The sequence below is a fragment of the Pseudomonas botevensis genome (assembly GCF_019145475.1).
Taxonomy (GTDB): domain Bacteria; phylum Pseudomonadota; class Gammaproteobacteria; order Pseudomonadales; family Pseudomonadaceae; genus Aquipseudomonas; species Aquipseudomonas botevensis.
Genome location: NZ_JAHTKI010000001.1, coordinates 768,147 through 780,161, shown reverse-complemented (window position 1 = coordinate 780,161; position 12,015 = coordinate 768,147). Strand labels below are relative to the sequence as shown.

Below are 12,015 nucleotides of genomic sequence, written 5' to 3'. Positions count from 1 at the left end.
ACCTCTTTTTCTCCGCTTTCGATCGAGAAGATCGAAACGTTAAAAGAGCTAAACATCACCACTCTTTCAACGCCTCCCAGGCTTCGATGAACTGAAGCGATCCGCTGTCGAAAACCTTCTAACTCGTTGAATCTCAAGGAGTTTTCCGTTTCGACTGCGCCGGAAGTGGGGCGAATTATAGAGATCTAAAATTCGCCGTCAACCCCTTCTTTTCAACTTTATTCCGATTTCAACGAAATCCGTGCAAATGCCTTCTTGCCAGCCTGGCAAACGAAGGTCGCACCCAGCGCACATATAAAGGAGCGATCAACAACCTCACCATCAATGCGCACGCCGCCAGAGGCCAGAAGATCACGCGCCGCTGCCGAGTTCTTTACCAGACCTGCCTTATTGAGGACGGCAGCGATCGGCATATCTTCGCCAGCAGTCAACTCGATCTCCGGCAGATCATCCGGCAACTCGCCATCCTTCATGCGATTGCCCGCACCACGGTGGGCACTGGCCGCCGCCTCCTCACCATGGAAGCGCGCAACAATCTCTTCAGCCAGCTTGATCTTGATGTCGCGCGGATTCGCACCCGCCTCGACATCAGCACGGAAAGCATTGATCTCATCCATCGTACGGAAGCTGAGCAACTCGAAATAACGCCACATCAGCGAGTCCGGAATCGAAACGAGCTTGCTGTACATGACGCCCGGTGCTTCCTGGATACCGACATAGTTGCCCAACGACTTGGACATCTTCTTCACACCATCCAGACCTTCGAGCAGCGGCATGGTCAAGATGCACTGAGCCTCCTGACCATAACCACGCTGCAACTCACGCCCCATCAGCAGGTTGAACTTCTGATCGGTCCCGCCCAACTCGACATCCGCACGCAAGGCCACCGAGTCATAACCCTGGACCAGCGGATAGAGGAACTCATGAATGGCGATCGGCTGATTGGTGGTGTAACGCTTGTCGAAATCGTCACGCTCAAGCATGCGAGCAACGGTGTATTGCGAGGTCAGGCGAATAAAGTCCGCAGGCCCCATCTGATCCATCCAGGTGGAGTTGAAAGCAACTTCGGTCTTCGCCGGATCAAGAATCTTGAACACCTGAGTCTTGTAGGTCTCGGCGTTTTCCAGAACCTGCTCACGAGTCAGCGGCGGGCGAGTAGCACTCTTGCCACTCGGATCACCAATCATCCCGGTGAAGTCACCAATAAGGAAGATCACCTGATGCCCCAGCTCCTGGAACTGACGCAGCTTATTAATAAGCACGGTGTGACCCAAGTGCAGATCCGGCGCAGTCGGATCGAAGCCAGCCTTGATTCGCAGCGGCTGGCCGCGCTTGAGCTTTTCGATCAGCTCGGACTCGACCAACAGTTCTTCCGCACCACGTTTAATCAGCGCTAGCTGCTCTTCAACCGACTTCATAACAGACCCGCAAGGCTCAGATTCAAAGGGAACCAACCATACAAGATCGCGCACCAAATACAAGTTTTGCCCGGCGCACGGACACCAATCCACAGACAGGATGTCTGTAGACTTGCCTAAGAGATGATTTGGTTATATTTTATACAGTTATTTCATCTTCATCATGTCATTCATCTTTTCCAATTCATCTTTTTCAAAGTCAAATCACTTATGACCACTGAACCGTCTAAAGCGCCACCGCTTTACCCGAAGACCCACTTGCTCGCGGCAAGTGGCATCGCCGCCCTTCTCAGTCTGGCGCTCCTGGTATTCCCTTCCAGTGATGTTGAAGCCAAAAAGACGACTTTGAGCCTTGAGCTGGAAAGTCCTGCTGAACAACTGACACAAGATCAAGACGCTGCCGAAGCGGTCCAAGCCACAAATGAACCTGTAGCTTCGCCTTTCGCGCAGATCGAAAACGACGCAGAGGACACGCCGGAAACCGCCCAGGCCGCGCCTGCGCCGGCACCTGTTGTTGAAGAAAAGAAAGCTCCAGGCCATCGAGAAGTAATCGTCAGCAAGGGCGATACGCTGTCGACACTGTTTGAAAAGGTCGGTCTCCCGGCCGCCGCAGTCCATGAAGTACTGGCCAGCGACAAGCAAGCCAAGCAGTTCAGCCAGCTCAAGCATGGCCAGAAACTCGAATTCGAATTGAATCCAAAGGGCGAACTGACCAACCTGCACAGCAAGGTCAGCGATGTCGAAACCATTACCCTGACCAGGAACGACAAGGGTTACGTGTTCAACCGCGTTACCGCCAAACCTACCGTTCGCACGGCCTACGTCCACGGCGTGATCAACAGCTCGCTGTCGCAGTCCGCCGCCCGCGCCGGCCTGTCCCACAGCCTGACCATGGACATGGCCAGTGTGTTTGGCTACGACGTCGACTTTGCTCAGGATATCCGTCAGGGCGACGAGTTCGACGTAATCTATGAGCAGAAAGTGGTCAATGGCAAAGCCGTCGGCAACGGCCCGATTCTGTCGGCCCGCTTCACCAACCGCGGCAAGACCTACACCGCCGTGCGCTACACCAACAAGCAGGGCAACAGCAGCTATTACACCGCCGATGGCAACAGCATGCGCAAGGCGTTCATCCGTACACCGGTGGACTTTGCCCGCATCAGTTCGAAGTTCTCCATGGGCCGCAAGCACCCGATCCTCAACAAGATCCGCGCCCACAAAGGCGTCGATTACGCAGCACCACGCGGTACGCCGATCAAGGCCGCCGGTGACGGCAAAGTACTGTTGGCCGGCCGCCGTGGCGGTTACGGCAATACCGTGATCATCCAGCACGGCAATACTTACCGCACGCTGTATGGCCATATGCAAGGCTTCGCCAAGGGCGTCAAGACCGGCGGCACCGTCAAGCAGGGACAGGTCATCGGTTACATCGGCACCACTGGCCTGTCCACGGGCCCGCACCTGCACTATGAGTTCCAGGTCAACGGCGTTCACGTCGACCCATTGGGCCAGAAGCTGCCGATGGCCGACCCGATCGCCAAATCCGAGCGCGCACGCTTCCTGGCGCAGAGCCAGCCGCTGATGGCACGGATGGATCAAGAGAAGGCCACCATGCTGGCCTCGAGCAAACGCTAAGCCATGGCTCTGTATATCGGCGTGATGTCCGGCACCAGTCTCGACGGGCTGGACATCGCCCTGATCGAGCAAACCACGGCGATCAACCTGATCGCCACACATTACATCCCCATGCCCGAATCCCTGCGCGCCGAGCTGCTTGGCTTGTGCGCCAGCGGCCCGGACGAGATCGCCCGCTCGGCGATTGCCCAGCAGAACTGGGTGAAGCTCGCGGCGCAGGGAATCAACGCCCTCCTCGAACAGCAGCAGCTCAAACCGCAAGCGATTCGCGCGATCGGCAGTCATGGCCAGACGATTCGTCACGAACCGGCACGCGGCTTTACCGTGCAGATAGGCAACCCTGCCCTGCTCACGGAGCTGACCGGCATCACCGTCGTCAGTGACTTCCGCAGCCGTGATGTCGCCGCCGGCGGTCAGGGCGCACCCCTGGTGCCAGCCTTCCATGAAGCGCTGTTCGAAGAAAGCAGCGGCAACCGCGCCGTGTTGAATGTCGGCGGTTTCAGCAATCTCAGTCTGATCGAGACGAACAAGCCTGTAGCCGGTTTCGACTGCGGTCCGGGGAATGTGCTGATGGACGCCTGGATTCACCGGCAGCGGGGGGAAAACTACGATCGTAATGGCCGATGGGCCGCCAGCGGTGCCGTTGAACCCAAACTGCTCGCGGCCCTGCTCAGCGATCCGTTCTTCGTGACCAAAGGCCCGAAAAGCACGGGCCGCGAAGTGTTCAACCTGCCTTGGCTGGAACAGCACTTGTCGCGCTTGCCGAGCTTCGCAGCGGAAAACGTGCAGGCGACGCTGCTGGAGCTGACCGCCCTGACCATCGTCGACTCACTGCAAAGCGCTCAGTCGAATACGCAGGAACTGCTGGTCTGCGGTGGCGGTGCTCACAACGCTGCACTGATGGCGCGCCTGGCCAGCCTGCTGCCAAACGCAAAAGTCGCCAGCACCGCGACCCACGGTGTCGATCCGGACTGGGTCGAAGCCATGGCCTTCGCCTGGCTGGCCCATTGCTGCCTGGAGGGCATCGCCGCCAATCGCCCGAGCGTCACCGGCGCCCGTGGCCTGCGCGTACTCGGCGCCATCTACCCCAACTGACAAAACCGCACACAGCAAAACGCCGCAGAACCGTAAGGCCCTGCGGCGTTTTGTTATCTGCCGTGAAGTGCGATCAGATCGAGAACGAAGAGCCGCAACCACAGGTCGTGGTGGCGTTCGGGTTCTTGATCACGAAGCGCGAACCTTCCAGACCTTCCTGATAATCGACCTCGGCACCGGCCAGGTACTGGAAACTCATTGGGTCGACCACCAGGCTCACGCCTTCGCGCTCGACGATGGTGTCGTCTTCGGCCACATCTTCATCGAAAGTGAAACCGTACTGAAAACCTGAACAACCGCCGCCCGTAACGAATACGCGCAGCTTCAAGCGATCATTCCCCTCTTCATCGACCAGGCTCTTCACCTTGTGCGCGGCACCCTGGGTGAATTGCAAAGCCGTGGGGGTGAAGGATTCGACGCTCATGCTGACTATCTCCCGGCGTTACGCCGCCATAATGCGTGATGACGCGCATTATCCGCTTGTCCTAGAAAATCGGTCAACTATTGTTACGGTATATCAATAAGCCGATCATCCGGACAGAAAGCAAAAAGGCCCGTTCAACGGGCCTTTTTGCTGTGCGCAATACCGTGTTACGGCAGCATGCCGGCGTGGGACAGCCCCAGACGCTCATCCAGCCCGAACAGAATGTTCAGGTTCTGCACCGCCTGACCCGAAGCACCTTTCACCAGATTGTCGATCACCGACAACACCACCACCAGATCACCATCCTGCGGACGATGTACGGCGATGCGGCAGACGTTGGCACCGCGCACGCTACGGGTTTCAGGATGGCTGCCGGCAGGCATCACGTCGACGAACGGCTCGTTGGCATAACGCTTTTCGAACAGCGCTTGCAGATCCACCGAACGGTCGACCACGGTTGCGTACAGCGTGGAGTGAATGCCACGGATCATCGGCGTCAGATGCGGCACGAACGTCAGACCGACATCCTTGCCCGCCGCGCGGCGCAGTCCCTGGCGGATTTCCGGCAGATGACGGTGACCTTTCACCGCGTAAGCCTTCATGCTTTCCGACGTCTCGGAGTACAGCGAACCTACAGAAGCGCCACGACCGGCGCCGCTGACACCGGACTTGCAGTCGGCAATCAGGCGGGAGGTGTCAGCCAGGCCGGCTTCGAGCAACGGCAGGAAGCCCAGCTGAGTCGCCGTCGGGTAGCAACCCGGCACCGCGATCAGACGGGCTTTCTTGATCTGTTCGCGATTGACTTCAGGCAGACCGTAGACCGCCTCGTCCAGCAACTCCGGAGCGCCGTGCGGCTGGTTGTACCACTTGGCCCATTCATCGGCGTCCTGCAGACGGAAGTCGGCCGACAGGTCGATGACCTTGGTGCCCGCCGCCAGTAATTCGCCGGCCAGGGCGTGGGCAACGCCATGCGGAGTGGCGAAGAACACCACGTCGCAGGCGCCCAGGGTCTTGATGTCCGGCACGCTGAACGCCAGGCCGTCGTAGTGGCCGCGCAGGTTCGGGTACATGTCAGCCACGGCCAGACCGGCCTCGGATCGGGAAGTGATGACCACCACCTCTGCCTGTGGATGCTGTGCCAACAGACGCAGCAGTTCGACACCGGTGTAACCCGTGCCGCCGACGATACCGACCTTGACCATAAACCTGCCCTCAACGAACCCACTGGAAAGCCGTCGATAATAGGGGCCACGCGCCCCTGCGACAACCGTCAAGGTGACGTGCGGACGCTCAAGCCTCTACTATCCCGGCTACCGTGAATCCTGGGATAACAAAAAATGCTCTATCTGTGGCTCAAAGCGTTTCATATCGTCAGCGTCGTCTGCTGGTTCGCCGGACTGTTCTACCTGCCTCGTCTGTTCGTTTATCACGCGCAAAGCGAGGACTCCGTCAGCAAAGAGCGGTTCAGCATCATGGAGCGCAAGTTGTATCGCGGCATCATGGGGCCGGCGATGATCGCCACGCTGATCTTCGGTGGCTGGCTGATCTACCTCAATCCGGGCATCTTCAGCCAGGGCGGCTGGATACACGCCAAACTGACCCTGGTCGTCCTGCTGATCGGCTATCACCATATGTGCGGTGCGCAGGTAAAACGCTTCGCCCGTGGCGAGAACACCCGCAGCCATGTCTTTTACCGCTGGTTCAATGAGGTGCCGGTTCTGATATTACTGGCGATCGTAATTCTGGTCGTGGTCAAACCGTTCTAACTCAAACAGACACAACTGACAGGGGGACTTCCAATGTCGCTGCCCGCTCTGCTCGATCAACGTCTGCGCCTGCCCGTTGTGGCGGCGCCGATGTTTTTGATTTCCAACCCGGAACTGGTGCTCGCCTGCTGCCGAAACGGTGTGGTCGGCAGCTTCCCGGCGCTGAACCAGCGCGAAAGCAGCGGCTTCAAGGCCTGGCTGGAACAGATCGAGGCGGGACTGGCGACGCTGGACAACCCGGCACCGTATGCAGTGAACCTTATCGTTCACAACAGCAACCCGCGCTTGCAGGCGGACCTGAACATCTGCGTCGAGCACAAAGTACCGATTGTCATCACCAGCCTCGGTGCGGTGAAAGAAGTGGTGGATGCCGTACACAGCTATGGCGGCCTGGTGTTCCATGATGTGACCACCCGCCGCCATGCGGAAAAGGCAGCTCAGGCCGGCGTCGATGGCTTGATCGCCGTCGCGGCCGGCGCCGGCGGTCATGCCGGCACCTGGAGCCCGTTTTCGCTGATCGCCGAAATCCGTCAGTTCTTCGACAAGACCCTGCTGCTTGCAGGATGTTTGAACCACGGCCATGAGATTCTCGCCGCGCAGCTGCTCGGTGCGGATTTGGCCTACTTCGGCACGCGATTTATCGGCACCACCGAAAGTCATGCGCCTGACGCCTACAAAGAGATGCTGCTGACTGCCAAAGCCGCCGACATCATTCATACTCCTGCCGTGTCTGGAGTACCGGCCAGTTTCATGCGCCAGAGCCTGGAAGCCGCCGGTTTCGATATGGCCGCGCTGCAGGGCAAGGGCGAAGTGAACTTCGGTGACAAGCTCAAACCGATCAACGATGAAGCCAAAGCCTGGAAAACCGTGTGGTCCGCCGGTCAGGGCGTGGGGGATATCGATGATCTGCCAAGTGTCGATCAGCTGGTTGCACGCCTCGACACCGAGTACCGCCAGGCGCTGGCTCGCGCGACCGAACTGCCGAAACGCTGGCCACGCTGATAAAACCGGCCGGTTTCGACCCGGCCGGCCTTACACTGATTGACTGCAACACTTTCCAACTGAATTCGCGACAAGGATGCCTCGGCCATGAGCGACCCCCGCTACAAAATCGTTTTCGACGGTGCATTACAGCACGGTGTCGATATCACCAGCGCCAAGTTCAATCTGGCCGAGCTGTTCAAAAGCGACGTCGCCGCCATCGAGCGCCTGTTCAATGGCAGCACGGTCGCGCTCAAGCGTGACCTGTCGCACAACGATGCTCAGACCTATCTCCAGGCACTGAGCAAGACCGGGATCGACGCCCGGATCGAACCGGAAACGGTCATTGAGCTGAACCTGTCGGACGTGCAGGAACATTCGGCGGCCGTCGCCGAACCGGACTCCCCCTATGCCCCGCCTCGCGCCCGGGTCGGCGAGAATCTGCCGGAGTTCGCCGCGCTCAAGCCGTTCGGTGTCGACGGGCGTATCGGTCGACTGCGCTTTCTCGCGTGGTCCATGGTCTTGAGCCTGGTGGCCATGCCCATTGTCGGGGTGTTCGCACTCATCGGCCTTGGTCTGGTCAGCACCGACTCGACAGCCGGCCTGATCATTGGCGGCATCGTTGCCTTCTTCCTGTTCCTGGCCTTCATGATCGTCAGCATCCTGTTCAGCGTTCAGCGCCTGCACGACATCGGCTGGTCGGGCTGGCTCTGGCTGCTGAACCTCGTGCCGTTCGTGGGCAGCTTTTTCCCGCTGGTAATGATGATCATGCCCGGCACCACCGGCGCCAACCGCTACGGGGCGCCGCCTCCCCCCAACAGCACGGCGGTCAAGGTGCTGTGCTCGTTGTGGATTGTGGTGATCGGATTGTTCTTTGTCGGCGCGATGGTCGGCGGGATCTCGGCGATCCAGCAGGAATATGAAAGCAGCCTGGAAAGCAGCTACGAAAGCGGCTCGGTGACCACCGACGAGATTGACGTCGAGGTCGAGCCGGCAGTGGATTCGGCAGCCGATGCAGCCGAAGAGGCCCAGGCCCCTGTAGACTCTGCGAAAGAATGAACAGCGCTCCCCGTCGCGACACCTGCGTCGACGACGCGGAGCTGTTGCGATGGAGAATTGCATGACCCGTTACGCTCTGATCACCGGCGCCTCCAGCGGCATCGGCCTGGCCATGGCCGAAGCCCTGGCTCGCCGGGGTCGCAGCCTGATTCTGGTGGCCCGACAGCGTGATCAGCTGGAAAGCATCGCGATTGAACTGACCCAGCGCTTCGGCGTGGAGGTTCTGTTCCGCGCCTGCGACCTCGGTGAACCGCTGCGCCTGTCCGGCTTCTTACTGGAACTGGAAGAAGGTGACCGGCAGATCGATCTGCTGGTGAACTGCGCCGGCATTGGCACTTGCGGCCCGTTCCTGGCCCAGGACTGGATGACCGAGCAAGACCTGATCGAAGTGAACATCCTCGCGCTCACCCGTCTGTGCCATGCGATTGGCAACAGCATGGCGCTGCAGGGGGGCGGACAGATTCTCAATGTCGCCTCCGTCGCAGCGTTCAACCCCGGCCCATGGATGAGCACCTACTACGCGAGCAAGGCTTACGTGCTGCACTTTTCCGAGGCACTGCGGGTAGAGCTGAAAAAATGCGCGGTAAAGGTTTCGGTGCTTTGCCCCGGCCCGACCCGCACGGGTTTCTTTCGCACCGCACAACTGGATAACGACAAACTCAACGCCAGCAGACTGATGATGACTCCTGAGGAGGTCGCGCTGTATACCGTGCGCGCCCTGGAAAAAAACCGCGCGATCATCATCCCCGGCCGGACGAACCGCTGGTTCGCCTTTTTGCCACGGCTCGGATCGCGCTGGCTCAATCGCACCGTGGTCGGCATGGTCAACAAGGCTTACTGCCCGCGCTGAACGGCCAACGGTAAAACACTGGGCGGGGCAATTTCCCATGAGTACACTCAGGCCTGCCCAAACAACGGAGAAAACAGCAGTGGATACTCTGTTCACCAAGATCATCAACCGGGAAATCCCGGCCAGGATCATTTACGAGGACGACCAGGTTCTGGCGTTCCACGACATCGCCCCACAGGCACCGGTGCATTTTCTGGTGATCCCGAAAAAACCGGTGCGCACCCTCAATGATCTGACCGAGGACGACAAGGCCCTGGCCGGACACATTCTGTTCACCGCTCAACGCCTGGCGCTGGAGCTGGGTTGCGAGGAAGGTTTCCGGGTGGTGATGAACTGCAATGAAAAAGGTGGACAGACCGTCTACCACATTCATATGCATGTCCTTGGACAGCGCCAGATGAACTGGCCGCCGGGCTGATCCGTCCGTGGGAGCGCTGGTGTGCCGGAAACTCCGCTTTCGCGAGCAGGCCCGCTCCCGCAACAGCATGGCCGCGCGGGAAATGACCCAGCGCAAACCTTCCGCCGGCCGATTCGGTTAAACTGGCCGCCGAGATTCCTCCCGGAGGTCAGCATGACTACCCAACGTCACTACTCGCCGATTGACCGCCTTCTGCTGCAAGCCGATGCCGCGATGCGTACCCTGCTGCCCTTCAGCGGCCAGCCGTACCGTCCGTCGCCGGCCATCGTGCAGCCCGATGTGCAAATGAGCGATGAAGACACCCGCCACGTTGCTGGCCTGATGCGCATCAACCACACCGGTGAAGTCTGTGCCCAGGCGCTGTACCAGGGCCAGGCCTTGACCGCCAAGCTGCCCCAGGTGCGCGAAGCCATGGAGCATGCGGCCGAAGAAGAAATCGACCATCTGGTCTGGTGCGAACAACGCATTCACCAGTTGGGCAGCCACACCAGCGTGCTCAACCCGCTGTTCTACGGCATGTCCTTCGGCATCGGTGCCGTGGCCGGACTGATCAGTGACAAGGTCAGCCTCGGTTTCGTCGCGGCCACCGAACATCAGGTGTGCAAACACCTGAATGAGCATCTGGAGCAACTGCCAGCCGAGGACGAGAAGTCCCGGGCGATTCTGGAGCAGATGCGCATCGATGAGGAACATCACGCGGAAAGTGCGCTGGATGCCGGCGGTTTCCGCTTTCCTGCACCGGTGAAGTTCGGTATGAGTCTGTTGGCTAAAGTGATGACCAAGAGCACTTACCGGATCTGACAGGGCCTCTTCACGGGCGAGTCTGCTCCCACCGTGGGGGAGCAGACATGAAAAAAGGCGACCGAAGTCGCCTTTTTTGTGCCCGGACTTCTTAGCTCGGCATATTGCGTGCGTAGAAGATTTCCAGCATTTCGTGTTTCACACGCTCGGTCACCTGAGCGCGCTGCTCGGTAGACAGGTTGCTGGTGGCGTCGCCGAACAGGTAGTTGTCCAGTTCGAAGTTCTTCAGCAGCATTTTGGTGTGGAACAGGTTTTCCTGGTACACGTTCACGTCGGTCATCTGATACGCGTCGCGAGTGTCGTCGGAAAGGTAGTTCTGGATCGAGTTGATCTCGTGGTCGATGAAGTGCTTGTTGCCTTCAACATCACGGGTAAAGCCGCGCACACGGTAATCCACGGTCACGATGTCCGAATCGAACTGGTGAATCAGGAAGTTGAGCGCTTTGAGCGGTGAAATGACGCCACAGGTCGAAACGTCGATATCCACACGGAAGGTTGCAATACCGGCGTCCGGATGGATTTCCGGGTAGGTATGCACCGTGATGTGGCTCTTGTCGAGGTGGGCCAGGATGATTTCGGGCAGTGGACCAGGAGACTCTTCGATCTGGCTTTCGGTCGGGGTGACCGGTTCTTCAGAGATCAGAATCGTGACGCTGGCACCCTGAGGCTCATAGTTCTGACTGGCAATGTTCAGAATGTTGGCACCAATGATTTCGACAACTTCCGTGAGGATCTGCGTCAGGCGTTCGGCGTTGTACTCTTGGTTGATGTACTCGACGTAGGCCTGCTGGTCTTGCGGGGTTTCCGCGTAGCAGATGTCATAGATGTTGAAGCTCAAGGTCTTTGTCAGGTTATTGAACCCGTGGAGCTTGAGTTTGCTTTTCACCGTTAAAAACTCTCTATGTATGCGGCATGGCCGCGTGATCAAGCATGCCCGTCAAGTGCGAACGACGCACCTGCGTAGGACGGTTAACACCTCTTCGCGATGGCGATTTTGGTTATCTGTTCAGGCGGCTGACCTGTCGGCTGACCGATCACTGCCCTGAAAAAAGTGGCGCATTATGCAGACGTCAGCGGGGGATCGCCAGAGTCTGCACTGCTTTTATGATAGTTGAATGTCGGTTCAACCGAGTTCGACGATTTCGTAGTCGTGGGTGATCGCCACGCCGGCCGCGCCGAGCATGATCGAGGCCGAGCAATATTTCTCGGCGGAGAGCTCGATGGCGCGTTTGACCTGGGCTTCTTTCAGGCCACGGCCCTTGACCACGAAATGCATGTGGATCTTGGTGAACACCTTCGGGTCTTCGGTTGCGCGCTCGGCTTCGAGGAAGGCTTCGCAGCTTTCAACGGCCTGGCGGGACTTCTTCAGAATGCTGACCACGTCGAAATTGCTGCAACCGCCAACGCCGAGCAGGAGCATTTCCATCGGGCGGACACCCAGGTTGCGACCACCGGCGTCCGGCGGACCGTCCATGACCACGACATGGCCGCTGCCGGATTCGCCGAGGAACATGGCTTCGCCAGCCCATTGGATGCGTGCCTTCATCGCCGAGACTCCACTGTATAAA

The 12,015-nt window shown here is 59.0% G+C and carries 13 protein-coding genes; 8 read left to right on the top strand and 5 right to left on the bottom strand.

Translation table 11 applies throughout. The features are described 5' to 3' along the window. Positions 1 to 218 precede the first annotated feature (218 nt). Positions 219 to 1,418: a tyrosine--tRNA ligase gene (tyrS, locus tag KVQ74_RS03630; RefSeq protein WP_217829621.1), complete on the bottom strand. Its 1,200-nt coding sequence runs from the start codon at positions 1,416 to 1,418 to the stop codon at positions 219 to 221. Positions 1,419 to 1,628: 210 nt separating this feature from the next. Between tyrS and KVQ74_RS03625 the strand changes: the two genes are divergently transcribed. Together KVQ74_RS03625 and KVQ74_RS03620 are read left to right on the top strand one after the other, a co-directional pair. After that, positions 1,629 to 3,053: a peptidoglycan DD-metalloendopeptidase family protein gene (locus KVQ74_RS03625; protein WP_217829620.1), complete on the top strand. Its 1,425-nt coding sequence runs from the start codon at positions 1,629 to 1,631 to the stop codon at positions 3,051 to 3,053. Between the two features lie 3 nt (positions 3,054 to 3,056). Next, complete coding sequence (locus tag KVQ74_RS03620; RefSeq protein WP_217829619.1) at positions 3,057 to 4,148, top strand: anhydro-N-acetylmuramic acid kinase; 1,092 nt, start codon at positions 3,057 to 3,059, stop codon at positions 4,146 to 4,148. 73 nt (positions 4,149 to 4,221) lie between these two features. On the opposite strand, the gene erpA is transcribed toward KVQ74_RS03620, so the two are convergent. Both erpA and argC read right to left on the bottom strand, forming a co-directional pair. Next, the gene (gene erpA, locus KVQ74_RS03615) at positions 4,222 to 4,572 is read right to left on the bottom strand and encodes an iron-sulfur cluster insertion protein ErpA (RefSeq protein ID WP_003228776.1); all 351 of its coding nucleotides are present in this window, start codon (positions 4,570 to 4,572) and stop codon (positions 4,222 to 4,224) included. 167 nt (positions 4,573 to 4,739) lie between these two features. Beyond that, positions 4,740 to 5,774: an N-acetyl-gamma-glutamyl-phosphate reductase gene (gene argC, locus KVQ74_RS03610; protein WP_217829618.1), complete on the bottom strand. Its 1,035-nt coding sequence runs from the start codon at positions 5,772 to 5,774 to the stop codon at positions 4,740 to 4,742. A 135-nt stretch (positions 5,775 to 5,909) separates the two neighbouring features. Between argC and hemJ the strand changes: the two genes are divergently transcribed. From hemJ to coq7, 6 genes are all read left to right on the top strand, one after another. After that, on the top strand, positions 5,910 to 6,338 hold the full coding sequence (hemJ, locus tag KVQ74_RS03605; RefSeq protein ID WP_217829617.1) for a protoporphyrinogen oxidase HemJ: 429 nt from the start codon (positions 5,910 to 5,912) through the stop codon (positions 6,336 to 6,338). A 33-nt stretch (positions 6,339 to 6,371) separates the two neighbouring features. Continuing rightward, positions 6,372 to 7,340, top strand: a complete 969-nt coding sequence (locus KVQ74_RS03600; RefSeq protein ID WP_217829616.1) for an NAD(P)H-dependent flavin oxidoreductase — start codon at positions 6,372 to 6,374, stop codon at positions 7,338 to 7,340. An 87-nt stretch (positions 7,341 to 7,427) separates the two neighbouring features. Further along, positions 7,428 to 8,378, top strand: a complete 951-nt coding sequence (locus tag KVQ74_RS03595; RefSeq protein ID WP_217829615.1) for a DUF805 domain-containing protein — start codon at positions 7,428 to 7,430, stop codon at positions 8,376 to 8,378. Between the two features lie 61 nt (positions 8,379 to 8,439). Further along, a complete protein-coding gene (locus KVQ74_RS03590; protein WP_217829614.1) occupies positions 8,440 to 9,228 on the top strand; it encodes an SDR family NAD(P)-dependent oxidoreductase in 789 nt (262 codons plus the stop codon). 79 nt (positions 9,229 to 9,307) lie between these two features. Continuing rightward, positions 9,308 to 9,646 (top strand): histidine triad nucleotide-binding protein, encoded by a 339-nt coding sequence (locus KVQ74_RS03585; RefSeq protein ID WP_217829613.1) that lies wholly within the window; start codon positions 9,308 to 9,310, stop codon positions 9,644 to 9,646. 153 nt (positions 9,647 to 9,799) lie between these two features. Beyond that, entirely contained in the window at positions 9,800 to 10,447 is a 648-nt protein-coding gene (gene coq7 / locus KVQ74_RS03580; protein WP_217829612.1) for a 2-polyprenyl-3-methyl-6-methoxy-1,4-benzoquinone monooxygenase, read from the top strand. Between the two features lie 91 nt (positions 10,448 to 10,538). On the opposite strand, the gene speD is transcribed toward coq7, so the two are convergent. Both speD and KVQ74_RS03570 read right to left on the bottom strand, forming a co-directional pair. Further along, positions 10,539 to 11,333, bottom strand: coding sequence for an adenosylmethionine decarboxylase (gene speD / locus KVQ74_RS03575; protein WP_217829611.1), 795 nt, complete (start codon positions 11,331 to 11,333; stop codon positions 10,539 to 10,541). Between the two features lie 237 nt (positions 11,334 to 11,570). Next, positions 11,571 to 11,993: an OsmC family protein gene (locus KVQ74_RS03570; RefSeq protein WP_003228794.1), complete on the bottom strand. Its 423-nt coding sequence runs from the start codon at positions 11,991 to 11,993 to the stop codon at positions 11,571 to 11,573. Positions 11,994 to 12,015 lie beyond the last annotated feature (22 nt).